Below are 19,236 nucleotides of genomic sequence, written 5' to 3'. Positions count from 1 at the left end.
GGGACATGGCGAAATGAAAAGCCCTAAAGCACGTAGCGGCTGAGGTCAGTGGATCTGGTCAGCGCGCCAAGGTTTGCTTCCACGAAATCTGCATTGACCTCGATCGCCTCGCCTGCCCGATCCGGCGCGGTAAAGGACAACTCCTCAAACACCCGCTCCATCACGGTATAAAGGCGTCGTGCACCAATGTTTTCAATGGATTGATTGACGTCTGCCGCGATCTTGGCCAGCGCCGCGATGCCATCCGACGTAAAGCTGACAGTTACCTCTTCGGTTCCCATCAAGGCTGTGTATTGCAAGGTCAGTGCATTGTCGGTTTCTGTCAGGATGCGCACGAAATCTTCTTCGGTCAACGCGCGCAATTCAACGCGGATCGGCAAACGGCCCTGAAGTTCCGGCAACAGGTCTGATGGTTTTGCAATATGGAACGCGCCGGACGCAATAAAGAGAACATGATCGGTTCTCACCGGGCCGTATTTGGTGCTGACGGTTGTGCCTTCGATCAGGGGCAGCAAATCGCGCTGTACCCCTTCGCGGCTGACATCACCACCGCGTGCATCCGACCGCGCACAGACCTTGTCAATTTCATCCAGAAACACGATGCCATTCTGCTCAACAGCCTCAATCGCGGCGCGGTTCACGGTTTCATCGTCCAACAGTTTGTCGGCCTCTTCCCCGATCAGGATGTCATAGCTGTCAGATACGGAAAGGCGCTTCTTTGTTGTACGGCCACCCATCGCCTTGCCAAAAATATCACCGAGATTCAGCATGCCAGCACCGCCACCAGGCTGTCCCGGAATATCCATCATTTGAAATGGATTCGAGGGCTCGGCAACGTCGAGGTCGATCATCGTATTGTCCAACTCACCCGCCCGGAGCTTTTTGCGAAACATCTCGCGGGTGCCACCACGTGAATCGGTGCCTGCGATGGCATCAATCACCCGCTCTTCTGCGGCGCTTTCCGCATTGGCTTTGACGTCTTCGCGCATGTGTTCGCGGACCATGATGATGGCACCGTCCACCAGATCGCGAATGATCTGTTCCACATCGCGCCCGACATAGCCAACTTCGGTAAATTTGGTCGCCTCAACCTTGAGGAATGGCGCGCGTGCAAGTTTGGCCAAACGGCGGCTGATCTCTGTTTTACCAACGCCTGTCGGCCCAATCATCAGAATATTCTTGGGATAGACTTCGTCACGGAGATCGTCGGCCAGTTGTTTGCGCCGCCAGCGATTGCGCAGCGCCACAGCAACGGCGCGTTTTGCATCGTTTTGACCAATGATAAACCGGTCCAGTTCTGAAACGATTTCGCGCGGAGTTAAGTCAGTCATTTGCCAATCTTTTCTACAGTCAGGTTGCCATTGGTATAGACGCAGATGTCCGCCGCAATCGCCATCGCGGCGCGGGCGATGCCTTCGGCGTCTTTGTCCATGTCCATCATGCCGCGTGCAGCAGCCAGTGCGTAATTGCCGCCTGAACCAATCGCTGCGACATTGTGTTCTGGTTCCAGCACATCACCGGCACCCGTGATCACCAGCAATTCGGTGCCATCGGTTACAATCAACATCGCCTCAAGCTTTTGCAGATATTTGTCCGTCCGCCAATCCTTTGCCAATTCAACGCTTGCGCGCGCCAGCTGACCGGGTGTTGCCTCAAGCTTGGTTTCCAGTCTTTCCAGCAAGGTGAAAGCATCCGCCGTAGATCCGGCAAAGCCAGCAACCACGTCAAATCCGCCGGGGGAAAGCCGGCGCACCTTTCGGGCGGTGCCCTTGATCACGGTTTGACCAAGGCTGACCTGACCGTCACCAGCGATGACAACTTCGTCGCCTTTCTTGACGCCAATGATCGTTGTCCCATGCCAGCCGGGAAAATCCTGTTTTGCCACCTGCGACCTCCTTTTGTCTGAGGCCTATATGGCCCCCACATCTCTTCGGCACAAGGGTGGTACCCCTTGTGAGCCTATTGGCCCGAGGATAGCGTTGCCCCATGAATGATGATCAGACCGTGTGTATCTATCTTGAGGAACCTCTGCTCAAAAGTGCAGAGGCCGGAGAGCACAATTTCATCAATTTGGTTGTTGATGTGTTAAAAAACGCTCGGTTTAGGGTCGATTTTTGCGATATCAAAGGAATGGGAACACAGACCGGGGGATATTCTCTGTCTCATATGGTTGAACCGCCAGATGTGCATGGCCTCGTCTTTCGCAGAGTGTATCATTATCCATTTTGGCAGATCGAGCAGACAAATGAGCGCTGGCATTGGGATGTCGCCAAGGCCCCTTTTGATCCCAACCTCACGGCACCTGATGCGGCGCGGTTTTATCAGTTCTGGCAAAAAAGATTGTTCGCGGATGCCCCGGATCAAACCCGAAGAGACGGGTACATTTATGTCCCCCTGCAAGGTCGACTGAGCCAACACCGAAGTTTTCAGTCGTGTTCTCCGATTGAGATGATTGAAGCCTGCCTGGACCATAATCCTCAGCGAGACGTCATCGCAACATTGCACCCAAAAGAGCAATATTCAGCAGGCGAGTTTGCTAAATTGGACGCGCTGCAAAGCAAACACGCGCGGCTGTCCATTCACACCGGCGATATGGTGCGCCATTTGCAGCATTGCGATTATGTAGTGACCCAAAATTCAAGCGCCGCATTTTCGGGGTATTTTTTTGGCAAACCTGCGCTGTTGTTTGGCAAGGTTGATTTTCACCATATCGCGGAATGCGCGGATATTGAGAATTTGACCCAAAGCTTTGAAAGTACAGCGCAATTGCGCCCGGCTTATGACGCTTTCATTTGGTGGTTCTGGCAACAACAGTCCATCAACGCAGGACGCGACGACGCCAGCGCCAAGATTTTGGCCCGCCTTAAACGGTTTGGGTGGCCCATAAACTAAGGGCGCCCAAATTGGACGCCCCTTACAATTCCCATGCCGTCAAATGTTAGACTGAGTCTTCGATCCAGCTTTGCAAAGCTGCCTTTGGACGGGCGCCGGCCATGTTTGATACAACTTCACCATTTTTGAAGATGAAAAGCGCCGGAATGCCGCGCACGCCCATTTGCGCGGGGGAATTCGGGTTCTCATCCACGTTCACTTTGACAATTTTTACCTTGCCGTCCATTTCCGTGGACAATTCTTCCAGTGCGGGGCCAATTTGCTTGCACGGGCCGCACCATTCGGCCCAGAAATCCACCACAACGGGGATATCGGAATTTTTGACTTCGGCGTCGAATGTATCGTCGGTGACTGCGACGGTGGCCATGATGTTCTCCTGACAGGATGAAGTGCGTTGAGAAATGAACCTAAGAACCCACGCCCGCGTCGTCAAGATATGGCGAGCGTTCAAGCGCCGATGTCACAATATTGTGGGGCAATACCATCAGCTCCTGACAGGTGGTCCACAGAATAGCGGTTCGGATTTCATGCTTTGGATAAATCTGAGCCAGGACATGCGCATAGGCCCCCATTTGCCGGAGAAGCCCTTCGGGACATGCTTCCGGACTTTGGGGGACAACCCGGTTGGTTTTGAAATCGACGGCAAGGATGGTGTTTTCTGAAACAAGCAGGCGGTCAATTGTGCCGTGAACACGAAGGGTACCAATTGTTCCTGTGACAGCGACTTCGGCCAGAGTGTCGGAGCCAAAGATGTGCGAAAGATTGGGTGCCTTTAACACGGCACTAGCCTCACGTTGAGCATTTGCCAAAACGCCCGGGTCAACACCAGCGCCGCCATGCCCAATCGGGTCATGTGCATGTTCGAGCAGCAGATGTACCAGGGATCCGTAAGATTTTGCCGTTTCCTGATCTGCGCCATCCTCCCCCGGTAGCGCCTTGGCACCCCCTAATTCAGAGGGCGATAATGTCTTTGGCATTTCGACGATCATCGGGGCTGGTTGAAGGAAAACAGGCTCTAACACAGGCTGATCTGCGGTACTCTGCGGTGTTCCGCCAACTGGCAATCCGTCCCAATCGCCTTCTTCAAACCTGACAGCGCCCTCTGTTCCTACGGGTACGCCGTTCACGTGGCTCATTGCCGCCTGCGTGATTTGATACCAGGAATTACTGTCTTTTGACAGGTCGCCCGCCGCCGCAACAATCAGCCATTTTTCGGCGCGGGTCATCGCGACATAGAGCAGCCGCAACCGTTCCTCAAATTGTGAGGATTTCATACCCTCGACGCTGTGCCTCATGGCGCTGGGCATTTCGTCGATGCTAACTTTCCAGACCGGAACGCCCTCCATCTTGATGATCTCATCTTTGATCGTGATGTCCCGTCTGCCCGTATCCGGCAGAATCACAATCGGCGCTTCAAGCCCTTTTGCGCCATGAACTGTCATCACCCTGATCTGGTTAGATGACGCGTCGATCTGGCGCTTGATCTCAAGATCGTCGGTCTGCATCCATTCCAGAAACTCGGTCAGGCTGGGTACATTATTGCGCTCATAGGCCAACGCCTGCGTCAGCATTGCGTTTATGCCATCCTCTGCCTCTGGCCCCAACCGCGCCAATAGTTTGGCGCGCCCATCATGTCGGGTAAGAATCCGTTCGATCAAATCGTAGGGCCGCAGAAAATCGACCTGTGCACGCAAGTCGCGCAGCACGGCAATCGTTTCAGGGAACTCCTCAACCCGCTTTCGCAAAGATTGCCAAACACGCTCCTCGGTTCTGCGGTGTGTGAGGTCGAAAAGGCTTTGCTCGCCCCATCCGAACAAGGGCGATTTGAGCGCGGTCGCCAAGGCGAGGTCGTCGTCCGGGGTGGTCAGAAATGACAATAGGGCGGCCAGGTCTTTGACAGCCAGTTCCGCACCCACCTTAAGCCGGTCTGCGCCAGCAATTGGCAGGTCGGCTGCCTTACACGCGCGGATAATTTCGGAAAACAACGGGGACCGACGTTGCACCAGTATCAGAAAATCGCCAGGCTGGATTCGGCGTTTGTAAAGGGCTCCATTGGCCTGTCTGTCATCGGGGATGAAATGTTCTCCGATGGTCAACTCCTTGATCTTTGCGGCGATCTGTTCGGCCAGAATTACCGTGTGATGCTGTGCACTGCGTCGATCAACGGGGTCCGTCCAAACATGATCATCGTCAGTCGCAGATCTTTCAACCAAAGGCCATAGATCGACACGCCCCGGCAAATCAGATTTGAAGGGTTTGTGCAGGGTCTCTTTGTCAAATCCCGGCTGAACCCGAGAATCCAGCGCCGTATCCACCATCCGTAAGATCGCGCTGGAAGATCGAAAGGAATAATCAAGACTGCGGTGCTGAAACATCTGCCCGGCATCTGTGATTGTGCGTTCGAAAATGGCGCTCTTGCGGTCAAATTCACGCGGATCGGCACCTTGGAACGAATAGATGGATTGTTTTTTGTCCCCAACGACAAACAGCGTCCGCTGAACATCTTCGCGTGCGCCTGCACCTCGGTAAAACTCATCCGTCAGCTTTTCGACAACATCCCATTGGCGTGGGGACGTATCCTGAGCCTCATCAACAAGAATGTGATCAATACCACCGTCGATGCGGTAAAGAACCCACGCCGCAACGGCCTTGTCGGTCAAAAGCGCACGGGTCTTGAGGATCAAATCATCAAAATCCAACCATCCGCGCAGTTGTTTCTGCGCTTCGTAGTGTATCAAAAACGCATGGGCGAACCGGTGCAGAACGGCAGATTTTTCGGCCGCCAATAGCGCAAGTCGTGCCTCGCGGGCGTCTTCGACGCGTTGCATAAGCGCGTCAAGATCGGCCATCAGATACGCAATGACGCCCTGTGTCGGTTTGGTCGGAAAGCTGCCGATTTTCGCAGTAAAAGGCGCGTTTGCACCACTACCGGTCAAAAACACTTTCTCTAAAGTGGGCAGCGCAGACATATCGAATTTTGACACGGCACCAAGTGTTTCCCCGGCCCTAAGGTCATTGCCGCCTTTCGCAAGCAAATGCGGGATCATCTGTGTGATCAGGTCCTGTTCATTGCCGTCAAAGACCGCCGCTTCGATTTTCTCCCAAGTCAGATCCGGTGGCTGATCAAATAGCGCCAGAGTATCAGGTACGGTGAGTGGTTGAAGAAAAGCGTCCCTTTGGGTCACGATGCTCCGGGTCAGTTTGGAAAAATCCTCGCCAATGTAATGCCGTGCGACATCAGCGATCAGCTGCGACTGACTGCCCTCAGCCATACTATCGACGATTTCGGCGCGCAGCAGGTCAGCGGCACGATCCTCAATCTCGGAAAATTGCGGATTAACCCCGGCTTCAAGTGGAAAGCGGCGCAGGAGAGATGCACAAAAAGAGTGGATCGTCTGAATTTTCAACCCGCCCGGTGTCTCGATTGCGCGCGCAAAAAGGGTGCGTGCATCGCGAAGCCTGTCTGGCGCAAGGATGTCAGTAATCCCAAGATCGGCCAACGATATCCGCAGCGCCTCGTCATCAAGCATCGCCCATTCGCCCAATCGCTTGAACAACCGGTTTTGCATCTCTGACGCGGCGGCCTTGGTATAGGTCAGGCACAAGATTTGCTGCGGCTCGACCTTGTCCAGCAACAGCCGCGCAACCCGATCCGTCAGAACCCGCGTTTTGCCCGACCCTGCATTTGCCGTCAGCCAGGTTGACGCATCAGGACGCGCGGCATCAATCTGTGCGCGGGTGGCATCATCAAAACGCGCGGTCATGTCAGATCCTCTGGCGTCGGATCTGTCGTACCGTCCCATTCGCCAAAGCGCGCAAGCTGGTCATAGTCGCCTGCAGCCTCTTCGGTTTTGACGAGCCGTCGCGCAGTGAAGCCTTGGGTTTCATCAAGGTATTTTGATATCAATTCGTGCAACCCACGCAGCACTTCAACGGGCGGTTCTTCTTCCAGCGGCGCGGCAATTTCGACGGGTTTTGCACCCAACCCGATGAAAGCAGCATGGGCCACCGAAACGGCACCGACCTCTTTGAACCCACCCTCTTCGACCATCGCCGCCTCGATCAGCAATTGCTTATCGAAAAACCGCTGTTCTTTCTTCGACGGAGGTGTGCCAGTTTTATAGTCATAGATCAAAGCATCGCCATCATCGGTTACATCAATCCTGTCGGCATATCCGGTCAGCGTGAACCCCAGATCAGCAAACACATGGCTTCCACGCGCGCCTTTCTCAAACGCGACCGGGCTGGAATAGCCTTGTCGCCGCTTTTCATTTTCGATGAACCAATCCGCAACGCGTTCGATTCGCGCCATCCACATCAGCCGCGCGGCGGGCCAGGGTGCCTCAACCAACAGCACCTCGGCAGCTATTTCCATGAGGTGCTCTTTGGTCAAGCGGGCAGGGTCCGCAGAAATCGATTTCACAAAACGTTCCATCACCATGTGCAGGATGATGCCGCGCACCGGCGCGTCGGGCGATTGCACCAATGGATTGACAGTCCGCAATCGCAAAGTGTGTTTCGCATAGATCGCATAGGGGTCACGGATCAGGCGTTTGATTTCAGTCACCGAAAGCCCATGCGGGCGTGCGGACCTTGGCGGTCGCGGTGACGGTCGAATGGCGGCAGGCGTCCTTTGGATCGCTTCGAGGGCGCGCACTTGGTCCAGCCATTTAGAACCGCGGGTCTGCATCGACTCCCATGCGTCGGGGCCACCGTTTTTCGGCAGGCCATTCAACAGGTTGCCCAACCGGTTCAGCCATCTGGACGGCACTGTTTCCGCTTCATCCGACCGGATGGCGCGGGTCAACCACACTTCTGGCGCGGCAATCGCCTGTTGATAATCATGCGCAGAAAGGCCAATGCGCCGCTCAGGTAAAAGCAGCCCCACCTTGAGCCGCATCTGCCGGTTAAGCCACGGGTCTGGGGGTGGTGCTTCAGGCCAGGTGCCATCATTCAAACCACCCATAATCACCAAATCAGCACCCTGAACGCGCGCTTCCAATGTACCCCAGATCATGATGTCGGGATGCGGTGCATCGCGGTCGCGCACTTCACCTGTCGCAAGCAATGCCCCAACAATGTCAGCGTAATCAGATGCGGCCATTTCCCCGCCATGCTCGGCCTGCGCTGCGAGGTCAGCCATGACTTCTTGCGCCTTTTCCCCGGCCTTGAGATTCCACAATTCGTGATCCGCGGTTTTTGATCGACCTGCTGCAACCGCATTGGCAAGCTTCAAATGATCAGCAACCCATTCTGTTAGCTTTTTGTCACCCCGGCCATCATGGCCGGTAAAGGTTTCCGCAACCCAATCCGCCCAGGCCAGAAAATCAGCAGGGTCTGATTGTTTGTCTGCCGCTTTCGCAGCGATCCGGGACAAGCCTTCGGCGTCGACATAAGGCAACCCATCCCGCCTGATCTGCATCTCAAGCCGTTGGGTGTTGAGTTGATGTTCATTGCGGCTGGCATCGCTGTGGGTCAGCGGATGTTTCAGAAGCGTCAACAGCGCCTCGGCATCCAGCCGTCTGACAAACAGAGCTGCAACATGGCGCAAGAAACGCCCGGGCGGAGAAAGCTGAAGCGGTGTGCCTGCGCTGTCGTCAGGTAGGATATCCCACTGATCCAAGGCCGAGGTTACTTGCCGCGTCAACATCCGATCCGGTGTAATCAGGGCTGCGGTCTTGCCGTCTTCAACCGCCTTGCGCAAACGCAGGGCAATGGCGAGCGCCTCAATGCGCGGGGTTGGTGCCTCGACCAAGGTCAGATTGGCGGTTGCTGTCTCCAGCCCCTCCAGCTTTGGGCCCTCGGTCAGCCATGCGTGTGTCACCGGAGCAGGGCGCAATGACAGGGAAATCAAGGCGTTGCGGTCAGGCGATGGCGGCTTTGTCGGTGTCCATTCCTCAATCCCAGCACGGGGCAGATCAAGGGCCCGCATGATATGTCCAAAGCGATATTGGGGGTGGTCCTCGGATAACAATTCCTGATCCAGCGCCGCCCAGACCTTGGTGGGCAGGTCAAAATCAAAACCCGGCAGAATGATCGCCCCTTGCGGAAGCTTCGCCACCGCCTGCATCAACATCGACGTCGTTCCCCGCGACCCGGTAGAACCTGCCAGGATCACCGGGTTGGTTGGTGGTTTCACCTCCCAATGCGCAATGATGCGGCTGACCAGTTGCCTTTGCCGCGCTTCTTTATCTGGCTGGCCTTCTGTTTGATCGAGATAGTTTTGCGCGATGGTCAGAAATCGTTGCGCCCGTTCCCAATGACCCGACTGATCGCTGACATCCAATTCAGCGACAGCGGATGCGGCAACCCCTTCACCCTGCATTTCGTCGATTAGGTTCGCCAGACTATCAGACAATGCATAAAGCGACGATCGCGGCGCAAGCGTGGGGTCCGCGGTGATCAATTTCGACACCAGTTGGACCAGCTCCAACCGCCGGCGAAGCGATGATGTCGCAGGTGGCAATGTGATCCCCGGCACCAGCGTATCAAGATCCGTCACCAGCCGAACGCGCGGCAGAAATCCCGGCGCTCCGTCATCAAAGATATCCCGCAGACGACGGGCCATTCGATTGGTGTTCACAATCAAATCAACACGGGCCATCGCATCGGGTGGCTGACCCTCAAGTCGTGTCCGCAGCCCCTGAACCAGAGCCGCTGGAAAATCGACGCCCGGTGCCAACCCAAAGACGCGCGGCATGTCACTTTGGTCAAACATCGGCATCTGCCAGCAACGTCTCAGCAAGGGCTATCCCTGCTGGATGACCAACATCGCACCACTTCCCCTCATAGCGCAGGCCGTAGAGCCGCTCGTTTTTTAGCATGTCATCCCAAAGCAGGTTCAGCGAAAACGCGCCTTCTTTCATCTGGTCAAGGCGGTCAGTCTTGATGATCTGGACGCCGACATAAATCACATCGGTCCCCCGTTTCAGTTTGCCGTTTTCCGCGATTGAGAAATCACCTTTGCCTTCATACCCGACGGCATGGGTCGGCGGGACACACATCAACAGTGCGTCCATCTCATCCGGTTTCCAAGCGGCCGCCAGTTCCAACAAAGGGTTTGGCCCTGCCCAGATCGCATCGGTGTTTATGGTATAGACCGGACCATCGCCGAGCCTGGGCAGCGCATTGCGCAGCCCGCCCCCCGTTTCGAGGATATCTGGCTGTTCCAGAACCGTGACAATACCTTGGCTTTGCAGGTGCTGGTTCAGAAGGTCAGGTTTGTAATGAAGGTTCGCCACAATAGGATCGCAGTTCGCCGCACGAGCCAATGCCAATGCATGGTCAATCAGCGGCTTTCCGGCCACCGGGATCATCGGTTTTGGCTGGTCTTTTGTCAGGTGCTTCATCCGCGTGCCAAAGCCCGCAGCAAACATCATGATGGCGTTGGGATGGTCGCGCATTGGCTTTTCAGATGCTCCAGATGATCTTGGGTTGGATAGGGCAGGGCGGTTTCAATAAATGCGGCCAATGGCGCAAGTTCAGGATGTGTCAGGTTGCGCACAATGTAACCCCAGACCCGCGGGATCAGATCGACATAATGCGGCTTGCCGTCGCGCAGGCAAAGCCGCGCAAATATGCCCAAGATACGCAGATTGCGCTGCACCCCAAGCAGCGCATAGGCCGCTCGAAACTCAGCTTCATCTGCACCTGTATTATTCAGATAATGTCCGATCATTTCAGCCTCAATCTCCGGCGCTACATCCCGCCGTGCGTCTTGCAGGATTGACACCATATCGTATGCGGGATGGCCAAGTAATGCATCCTGAAAGTCCAGCAATCCAACGTTCGCCGCACCCTCACGCTCAGGCAGCCACAGCAGGTTTTCTGCATGGTAGTCGCGAAGGATGACAACCTTTTGGGCCACGTCCAACCGGGCGGCCAGTGGATGAAAAACATCTCGAAAGTGCTGCATGATTTGATCGGTTGATCCGCCTGAATACCATTCAAATGCAGGTTCGGTCATGTCGGTCAGCCAGCCAGCATCGCATATTGGCAGGCTCAGGGGCTCGGCTCTGTGCAGATCGATCAAAACATCCGTTGCCGCACGATAAAGCATGCTTTCTTGTTTCGAGTCTGCCGCCATCATGCGCGCAAAAAGGGCGTCGCCCAAATCTTCGATCAACAGAAACCCCGCGTCAGGGTCCTTGTTCAATATCTTTGGTGCGCTCAGGCCGATTGCCAAAAGATATTCCGCGATGCGCACGAATGGGCGCACATCCTCGCCCCGGTTCGGGGGGGCATCCATGAATATCACCGTTGCGCCCGTGGGTGAGGTAAGGCGATCATAGCGGCGGTTAGAGGCATCGCCGGCCAACAAAGTGCTGCGGCTCTGGCCCCAGCCAGAGCGTGCGATGAATTCGTTGGCTTGGGTCGCACGTGACCTCATGATTGCCAACCGGACAGCTTGGCAGGCCACTTTTCATCGTGCCAATGCGCCGTCAATGTCCGCGCGTTTTCGTCTGATCCGGCGACCAGTTCAATGGTCAGCGCGGAGGCAGGTAGCAAAGAACCCAATCTGTCTGGCCATTCAATCAGACAGATCGCACTGTCAAAGGCATCGACCACCCCCAACTCTTCCACTTCATTGGCTGACGTGATGCGATACAGATCAGCATGCCAAACCTCGCCCCTGATGGTGTCATAGGTTTGCACCAGCGTAAAAGTCGGTGATGGGATGTCCTGAGGTTCTTTGAGCAATGACTGGATCAACGATCGCGCGAAATGAGTTTTTCCTGCTCCGACGTCGCCGCTTAGCAAGACAACGTCCCCTGCAACCAAAGAGCGCCCCAATTCTGCGGCCCGTTGGGATGTGTCATCAGGATCGGAAAGGGTTAGCGTACATTTGGGCATGGCATATGCTTAGCGGCGCTGGCACCCTTCGCAAGGCGAAACAGGCAAAAAGTGGCGTCAGTCCGCAGAATTCTCAGCCAGATCAAGGGCGTGTTTCTGCATCTTTGATTGCACCCGAAAACGCAATAATGTCGCCCCCGACGAAATCGGAACAAGCTGGCAGGTGACAAGCCCACCGTCGTTTAGGATGATCGGCATATTCCATTCTTCTCGCTCACCAAAGGCACCGATATAGTCTTCGACCTTGTGCCAAAGCGGGTTTTTCTCTGATCCGGCTTGCCAAACAGATATGCAGTCAAGGATCGTAACATCAGCAAAAGCAACGTCAGGCTTTTGTTGCCACAACGTATTGTATGCGGCGTTGCTGAAGGTAAGTATCCCACTTGCCGAAAACACAGCCAAACCATCATCAAGCGTGTCCAGCAAAGATTGGCCCAACTCAAGTTCAGCGCGAAAATTGCGGGTCAGGGTCACTTCGGCGCTGATGTCTTCGATCAAAAAAGCAGTCGCGCCATCGGGGTGGGGGCGCCCTTTGACGCTATAGGTCTGGCCGGTTTCCAGGGACCATGTTTCTTGATACCTGCCATCGGTTGCTGCGGCGATGACATCAGCAATCTCTTGCCGCCAGTTTAGATAATTCTTGGGTTCAGGCATCCGGCGATTTTCGCGCAACCGGTCAAAGAACGACAGCATTGTTGGTCGTGCGCTTAGAAAATGCGCGGGCAAACCAGTGAGATCAACAAGGGCCGGATTAAAGAGCGCCAGTTGGCCGTTGCGGTCAAAGATGGCCAGCCCGATGGATAGATGGGCGAATGTTTTGGCGAGCGTTTGCACAAAGTTTCGTTGCGCATTTTCTGCTGAAACCACTGCATTGATGCAGGTAGCATGAAAAACGGTCACGCCGTCCACACAGATCACGGACAGCTCGTACCAGTCAGGTTGTTCCTCAGCTTCGGTGCGCAACGAAACGCGCTTGGGCGCATCCTGATCACCTTCTGAGAACAGCCGTATTTCGGGGTCAACCGGGCCCCCATGCGCCAGTTGGAAAAGAGCGGCATAGGCGGGGTTGTACCAAAAGACCTTGCCAGACGAGTCTTCTTGCCAGACGGGATTTGGCAGGGATGCGCTGGCGCGGCGCAGGTTGATCAACTCTTTCGTGTCTGATTGATTTTTGGCTTTATCATTTTGCGGTCTGCCCTTCGCGAGCGTGACCCAGCAAAGTGGTCCTCGCCACGAAACCTCCAGGCGATCGGGCGTGCGGTTATCAGACGCGTGTATTGTCACACGGCCATGCGCCCCGGCACCCGGAAGATCGGAAAATCCCGGAAACCGAGGGACAAGGGTATCGCGCAGATCATTCCACCCATGGGCTCCCGGTTGCAGTGCAAGCTCAGCCAGCGCAGCATTTGTTCCGTGATGCAAAACCCCGCCATCAAAAAGCAGCGACATAGGCTCATCCGGTTCTGCAAAGGGCCGCATTTGGGATGCCTTGGGGCGTTGCAGAAACCAAACAGCGCAGGCCGCTGACAGCACAGATACGCTCAGCACCACGATCACATCTGACAGTTCAAGCACAATTGCTTCCTTCACAGGGTTAGAAGTGACCAAGTGTTAACGTTTGAGGTTAACAGGCCATTAACGAAGGAAAACGAGTGCCCCTTCGGCGCAACACGTCAGTGCGGCAAGATAGGTCCAGACTCAGACAGGGATGCGTCGATTTTGACCCAATGGAACCGGGTCATCGCCGTCGCGGGCAGCAATTGTGCTGCGTGGCCAGCTTACTTCGACCACGGCACCCGTTGCTTGTCCCTTGTGCCGTTCGTCAAATCCATTGGCAAACCTCAATGTTGCGCCAGACCGTTCAAGCAACGTCTTTGCGATGAAAAGGCCCAAGCCCATCCCTTCGTATTCGGGTCGTTCGCCCTTTGCCCGCAAAGCGGAGCCGCGTCTCATAAAAGGATCCCCGATACGGCCAAGTATGTGCGCCGGATAACCGCGACCATCATCCATGATCCGCACGGACACGTCCTTGTCGGTCCAATCCGTTTCAATCCAGACATTGTGATCGGCAAAATCAACCCCATTCTGGATCAGGTTCCGCAACCCGTGAATGATTTCTGGTTTGCGCAATATTGTCGGTGGATTTGGCCGGGCCTCATCATCCGAATGGTGGTTAAAATGGACTTGCTTGTCGCGGTAAAGATGAGGTTCTGCCGCTTCAAAAACAACGGCTTCTAAAGGGGCGTGTCGCAGGTGGAGGTCGTCTTTGCCACTGCGGCCCATATCGCGCAGGATGTCCCGACACCTGTCGGCTTGGTCGCGAATAAGCGCTGCGTCTTCTGCAAGTTCGGGCAGATCGGCAAGGTCGCCGAGCAATTCAGTGCTGGTCAGTTTGATGGTGGCCAGGGGCGTGCCCAGTTCATGCGCGGCGGCGGCAACCACCCCGCCTAAATCCGTCAACTTTTGCTCACGCGCCAGCGCCATCTGCGTGGCGGCCAACGCGTCGCCCATCGAATGAATTTCGGATGTAACACGACGGGAATAAGCGCTGGTAAACACAATCCCAATCAGCAGCGCGATCCAATGACCAAATACAAAAACCTGCGGTATCCGCAAAACCTCGCCTGTTTCGGTGGTCAAAGGCAAATGTGAGACGGCCAGGAACGACACCGCAATAATGGCAATTGCACACATCAACAGTGTGGAACGCAAACTGAGCGCGGTTGCCGAAATCGTGACCGGGCCAAGCATCAAAAGTGCAAAGGGGTTGTGCAGCCCCCCGGTAAGAAAAAGCAGAAAGGCGAGCTGCAGAAGGTCAAACAAGACCATTGCAAGATTCTCTTGCTCGGTCAGTCGTTTGTTTTCAGGAAACACAAAGGTTGCGACCAGATTGCCGATAACGGACACACCAATTGCCAGATAACAAAGGCCAAGCTCCAGTTGCAGCCCGTACACAAGCGGGGCAATGGTAATGGCGATGAACTGGCCGGTGATTGCCACCCAGCGCAGCAGGATCATGGTGCGTAACCTGATCCAATTGGCCCGCGTGCGCGCGCCGAGGGGTCGAATATGTCCCTGCGTCATGAACGCACCTTTGATCTGTTGGCTATTGCATCAAACGAACTGTAGCGTAGGTCTGCATAGACCCCTAATCAAGAGCGCCATTGGGCACAGGAGGATATGATGAAACGCATAGTCGCTATTTCCGCTGTTGCAGTCACAGCCCTATTTTTGGCCGGCATGGTCTGGTTCTCACAACGCCAAAGTGGCGACCAGTTTGCACAGTGTCGTTCGTCAGCGGTTGCGGGCGGTGACCTTGGCGGCCCGTTCGAATTGCTTGACAGCAACGGCCAGACAGTCACTGACGCGGATGTGATAACAGAACCTACGTTGATCTATTTTGGCTACACCTATTGCCCGGATGTTTGCCCGCTGGATGTTGACCGCAATGCCAGCGCTGTTGATATTCTTGAGGAACGCGGGCAAAGCGTGACGCCGGTGTTCATTTCAATCGACCCTGCGCGTGACACGCCCGAGGTGGTGGGTGATTTTGCCTCCAACATGCACCCAAAAATGATCGGTCTGACCGGATCGTCAGAACAGATAAAGGCCGCAAGCAATACTTATCGGACATATTACAAGGCTCACGAGGCTGTGGACGATGAATACCTCGTTGATCATTCAACATTCAGCTATCTTGTCCTGCCAGAGGTTGGCTTTGTCGAATATTTTCGTCGCGAAGTGACCCCGGAGGAAATGGCCGACAAGATCGGTTGTTTCATCAATAACATGTGAAGGTTTGACCTGCGCTGGGGTGCGCCCCATATTGACAAGCAAATGATGAGCATGAGGGAATTCGAGGTGAAACAAGACAGCCGAAACTTGGGGCCAGACAAAACTCTTTTGCTTGTTGATGACGATGAACCGTTTCTGCGCCGGTTGGCCAAAGCCATGGAAAAGCGTGGTTTTGAAGTCGAAACAGCCGGTTCCGTTGCAGCGGGACGTGCCATCGCAACGGCGCGCCCACCCGCCTATGCCGTTGTTGATCTGCGTCTTGAGGACGGCAACGGGCTGGACGTGGTTGAGGTGTTGCGGGACAAGCGTGAAGATGCCCGCGTCGTTGTTTTGACGGGGTACGGTGCCATTGCGACGGCTGTGGCGGCGGTTAAGATCGGTGCGACAGATTACCTGTCAAAACCGGCTGACGCCAATGACATCACCAACGCATTGCTGGCCCCCGAAGGGGATATGCCCCCGCCCCCCGAAAACCCAATGAGCGCGGATCGTGTCCGGTGGGAACACATTCAACGGGTCTATGAATTGTGCGACAGGAACGTCTCGGAAACCGCGCGGCGACTGAACATGCACCGGCGGACGCTGCAGCGGATATTGGCAAAGCGGTCCCCTCAGTAACGCGTCTGTACTACGTCGGTATCACGTCGGTGCGCGCGCCGATCACAAATCGAAACGCTTCAACCGTTTGTCGACGATCTGACCATCGGCCATTTTGTGGCCTTCGATCACCCGATAATCCTGAAACCCACGGCTTTGATAATAAATCAAACCACCCTCGTTATCGGCACGGATGTTGGCGTTTATCCAGACATAGCCAAGCGCCTTGGCCGCCTTGCACGTCGCGGTAAAAAGCGCGGATCCGATTCCAAGGCCGGTTTGCCCGATTTGAACAAAGGTGGCAATTTCGGCGGCTTCGCGCGGTAAATATTTGGCCGGCTCAATCCATTGGAAACCCACAATGCGTTCAGCGCCATCAACGGCAACATACCAGGCGCTGTGGTCTGGATCATGCGCGATCCATTCGGCAAGGTCCTGTCCAGTGACGGGCCGGGCCATCGCGGTGGTACCGCCGGCACTGATAATTTCGTTCAACAGACGCGCCATATCCGCCGTGTCGAGGGTAATTGGGCACCGTACAGTGATCATGAAATCTGGCTTAGAAGCTCGGCATGCCGCGCAGTAAATGCACTGCGGGTTGCCACGGGCGCGCGCAGCACGATGTCCAACCCCTGCATCAGCGCGAGGTCGGGTTTGCCAAAAAACTTGCTCGATTCAGTTTCGGAAAACCCAGCAATCTGGGTCGCCTCCATCCATGCGCTGATCTTGTCGGCTTTCTTGATCTGCTTTTTGACTGCAGCAGGTATCGCAGCAGGCAGACCAAACCGGATGTGAATAGCCGCTGAAAGCCGGTCATCCAGCGCACCGTATCCTGGGCCAACGGCGGCCTTGACGGGCGAAATCATATCGCCAATCACATATTCCGGCGCGTCATGCAAAAGCGCAGCAAGCCGCCATTTGGCTGGGGCGCGTGGGTCAATCCGGGAAAATATCGTTTCAACCAGCAGCGAATGTTCCGCGACAGAATACGCAAAATCACCATGAGTTTGGCCGTTCCAGCGCGCGACAAAGGCCAATCCATGCGCAATATCATCAATTTCGATGTCAACGGGTGTCGGATCAAGCAAATCCAGCCTGCGACCCGATAACATGCGTTGCCATGCGCGGGGTTGTTGCGCCATGTCGCGAACTCCAAATATGACGGTGTTGAACCGCGTTGTTCTTCCCATGAAGTTGGCGATCATGGAACCCACATTTCGACTGAACTTGATCCTGCAAACGGAAAACGAACAGACGTTGAGAACTTAGGCCAAAGATGATACGCGGCGCTCAAAGCTTGTGAATGAGGTGCCAGATGGCCAACGACTATATTGTAAAAGACATCAATCTTGCTGGGTATGGCCGCAAGGAACTGGACATTGCCGAAACGGAAATGCCCGGTTTGATGGCGCTGCGCGAAGAATACGGTGAGAAAAAGCCGCTTAAAGGCGCGCGCATTGCCGGTTCTTTGCACATGACGATTCAAACGGCTGTTTTGATTGAAACGCTGGTGGCGCTGGGCGCTGAAGTGCGCTGGGCCTCGTGCAATATATTCTCGACGCAAGATCACGCAGCGGCGGCAATCGCGGCCAGCGGCGTGCCTGTGTTTGCGATCAAAGGCCAGTCTTTGGTCGACCATTGGGATTATCAGGACCGCACGTTCTTTTTCAAAGAAGGCGGCGCGAACATGATCCTGGACGACGGCGGGGATGCGACGCTTTATGTCTTGCTGGGCGCACGTGTCGAAGCAGGTGAAGACGCGTTGATCGCAGTTCCGAAATCGGAAGAAGAAGAAGCGATTTTTGCACAGATCAAAAAGCGCATGGCGGCAAGCCCTGGCTGGTTCACCAAGCAGCGCGAGATGATCCAGGGTGTGTCCGAAGAAACGACAACGGGCGTGCATCGTCTTTATGAGCTGTTCAAGCAGAACCAGCTGCCATTCCCGGCGATCAACGTGAATGATTCCGTGACCAAGTCCAAGTTCGACAACAAATACGGCTGTAAGGAATCGCTGGTTGACGGCATCCGCCGGGCCACGGACACCATGATGGCGGGCAAAGTTGCGGTCGTGATGGGATATGGCGACGTAGGCAAAGGGTCAGCGGCGTCACTCAAAGGTGCCGGCGCACGGGTGAAAGTGACGGAAGTTGACCCGATCTGTGCCCTGCAGGCCGCGATGGATGGTTTTGAAGTGGTGTTGCTGGAAGATGCAGTGGCCACCGCCGACATCTTTATCACCACCACCGGCAACAAGGACGTGATCCGCATCGAGCACATGCGCGAGATGAAGGACATGGCGATTGTTGGCAATATCGGCCACTTCGACAACGAAATTCAGGTTGCGGCGTTGAAGAACCATAAGTGGACCAACATCAAGGAACAGGTGGACATGATCGAAATGCCAAATGGCAATCGGTTGATCCTGTTGTCCGAGGGACGTTTGCTGAACCTTGGTAACGCCACGGGGCATCCGTCATTTGTGATGTCAGCATCCTTTACCAATCAGGTATTGGCGCAGATTGAATTGTGGACCAAGGGCAACGAATACAAACCCGGCGTTTACATTCTGCCCAAGCATCTGGATGAAAAGGTTGCGCGTTTGCATCTTGATCGCATTGGCGTGAAATTGAGCAAACTGGACACTGAGCAGGCCGCCTATATCGGCGTGTCGCCCGATGGCCCGTTCAAGCCAGAGCATTATCGCTACTAGGCCTCTCGAACCAGTTAGCCCGCCTCATGTATTGACAGCCACCCGATCAATTCGGGTGGCTCGCGGGGTCGAGCGGCCGAAAAATCGCATCTCAGCATGATTAGAAAGCGGCCCGGCATCGCCGCCGCCCGAAGCGCCTATTCGTGATGTTGGCACTTCAATAACCTTTATGACAACGGATTAGACAACCAATACGACGCCTAACGCACCCGATATGACAAGACCCAGACTAAGCAAAAGCAACTTGAATGACCTTGGTATCTCGGCCTTGGGCAGGGTTGGTTGCATTGATGGAGCCATTTGTGCGGCGCCACTGTGGACCAATTGCGCGCCAGCACCTTTGCTTTGAATGCGTTTGAGACGCTCTTCAAATCCATGTTTGTTTCCGG

General features: G+C 55.2%; 16 protein-coding genes. 4 read left to right on the top strand and 12 right to left on the bottom strand.

Annotated features, from left to right (window positions below):
• Window positions 1–23: 23 nt before the first annotated feature.
• Both hslU and hslV read right to left on the bottom strand, forming a co-directional pair.
• A complete protein-coding gene (gene hslU / locus C1J02_RS00480; protein ID WP_114876659.1) occupies window positions 24–1,331 on the bottom strand; it encodes an ATP-dependent protease ATPase subunit HslU in 1,308 nt (435 codons plus the stop codon).
• Window positions 1,328–1,885, bottom strand: a complete 558-nt coding sequence (gene hslV, locus C1J02_RS00475) for an ATP-dependent protease subunit HslV (RefSeq protein ID WP_114876658.1) — start codon at window positions 1,883–1,885, stop codon at window positions 1,328–1,330. The genes hslU and hslV overlap by 4 nt, the downstream gene beginning before the upstream one ends.
• A 101-nt stretch (window positions 1,886–1,986) precedes the next feature.
• Here hslV and C1J02_RS00470 point away from each other — a divergent pair, with 101 nt between their 5' ends.
• The gene (locus C1J02_RS00470) at window positions 1,987–2,892 is read left to right on the top strand and encodes a hypothetical protein (RefSeq protein ID WP_114876657.1); all 906 of its coding nucleotides are present in this window, start codon (window positions 1,987–1,989) and stop codon (window positions 2,890–2,892) included.
• A 46-nt stretch (window positions 2,893–2,938) separates the two neighbouring features.
• On the opposite strand, the gene trxA is transcribed toward C1J02_RS00470, so the two are convergent.
• From trxA to regB, 8 genes are all read right to left on the bottom strand, one after another.
• Window positions 2,939–3,295, bottom strand: a complete 357-nt coding sequence (gene trxA / locus C1J02_RS00465; protein ID WP_302622769.1) for a thioredoxin — start codon at window positions 3,293–3,295, stop codon at window positions 2,939–2,941.
• A gap of 4 nt (window positions 3,296–3,299) precedes the next feature.
• A complete protein-coding gene (gene addA, locus C1J02_RS00460; protein ID WP_114876655.1) occupies window positions 3,300–6,656 on the bottom strand; it encodes a double-strand break repair helicase AddA in 3,357 nt (1,118 codons plus the stop codon).
• Window positions 6,653–9,610 (bottom strand): double-strand break repair protein AddB, encoded by a 2,958-nt coding sequence (gene addB / locus C1J02_RS00455; RefSeq protein ID WP_114880276.1) that lies wholly within the window; start codon window positions 9,608–9,610, stop codon window positions 6,653–6,655. The genes addA and addB overlap by 4 nt, the downstream gene beginning before the upstream one ends.
• Entirely contained in the window at window positions 9,603–10,295 is a 693-nt protein-coding gene (locus C1J02_RS00450; protein ID WP_114876654.1) for a nucleotidyltransferase family protein, read from the bottom strand. The genes addB and C1J02_RS00450 overlap by 8 nt, the downstream gene beginning before the upstream one ends.
• Entirely contained in the window at window positions 10,268–11,281 is a 1,014-nt protein-coding gene (locus C1J02_RS00445; protein ID WP_114876653.1) for an aminoglycoside phosphotransferase family protein, read from the bottom strand. The genes C1J02_RS00450 and C1J02_RS00445 overlap by 28 nt, the downstream gene beginning before the upstream one ends.
• Window positions 11,278–11,745: a tRNA (adenosine(37)-N6)-threonylcarbamoyltransferase complex ATPase subunit type 1 TsaE gene (gene tsaE / locus C1J02_RS00440; protein WP_114876652.1), complete on the bottom strand. Its 468-nt coding sequence runs from the start codon at window positions 11,743–11,745 to the stop codon at window positions 11,278–11,280. Before tsaE ends, C1J02_RS00445 begins: the two co-directional genes overlap by 4 nt.
• Window positions 11,746–11,802: 57 nt before the next feature.
• Window positions 11,803–13,320 (bottom strand): PAS-domain containing protein, encoded by a 1,518-nt coding sequence (locus C1J02_RS00435; protein WP_254693173.1) that lies wholly within the window; start codon window positions 13,318–13,320, stop codon window positions 11,803–11,805.
• Window positions 13,321–13,443: 123 nt separating this feature from the next.
• Window positions 13,444–14,829: a sensor histidine kinase RegB gene (gene regB / locus C1J02_RS00430; RefSeq protein ID WP_114876651.1), complete on the bottom strand. Its 1,386-nt coding sequence runs from the start codon at window positions 14,827–14,829 to the stop codon at window positions 13,444–13,446.
• A 99-nt stretch (window positions 14,830–14,928) separates the two neighbouring features.
• Between regB and C1J02_RS00425 the strand changes: the two genes are divergently transcribed.
• Complete coding sequence (locus C1J02_RS00425) at window positions 14,929–15,540, top strand: SCO family protein (RefSeq protein WP_205389893.1); 612 nt, start codon at window positions 14,929–14,931, stop codon at window positions 15,538–15,540.
• A 51-nt stretch (window positions 15,541–15,591) separates the two neighbouring features.
• Window positions 15,592–16,158, top strand: coding sequence for an ActR/PrrA/RegA family redox response regulator transcription factor (locus C1J02_RS00420; RefSeq protein ID WP_114880274.1), 567 nt, complete (start codon window positions 15,592–15,594; stop codon window positions 16,156–16,158).
• 42 nt (window positions 16,159–16,200) lie between these two features.
• Here the strand turns inward: C1J02_RS00420 and C1J02_RS00415 are convergent, their stop codons facing one another.
• Together C1J02_RS00415 and C1J02_RS00410 are read right to left on the bottom strand one after the other, a co-directional pair.
• The gene (locus tag C1J02_RS00415) at window positions 16,201–16,686 is read right to left on the bottom strand and encodes a GNAT family N-acetyltransferase (protein ID WP_114876649.1); all 486 of its coding nucleotides are present in this window, start codon (window positions 16,684–16,686) and stop codon (window positions 16,201–16,203) included.
• Entirely contained in the window at window positions 16,683–17,279 is a 597-nt protein-coding gene (locus C1J02_RS00410) for an HD domain-containing protein (protein WP_114880273.1), read from the bottom strand. Before C1J02_RS00410 ends, C1J02_RS00415 begins: the two co-directional genes overlap by 4 nt.
• A 173-nt stretch (window positions 17,280–17,452) precedes the next feature.
• Between C1J02_RS00410 and ahcY the strand changes: the two genes are divergently transcribed.
• A complete protein-coding gene (gene ahcY, locus C1J02_RS00405; protein WP_114876648.1) occupies window positions 17,453–18,847 on the top strand; it encodes an adenosylhomocysteinase in 1,395 nt (464 codons plus the stop codon).
• The last annotated feature ends 389 nt before the right edge of the window (window positions 18,848–19,236 follow it).

The organism is Sulfitobacter sp. SK011, from assembly GCF_003352065.1.
GTDB lineage: Bacteria > Pseudomonadota > Alphaproteobacteria > Rhodobacterales > Rhodobacteraceae > Sulfitobacter.
This window is presented reverse-complemented; position numbering and strand designations above follow the sequence as displayed.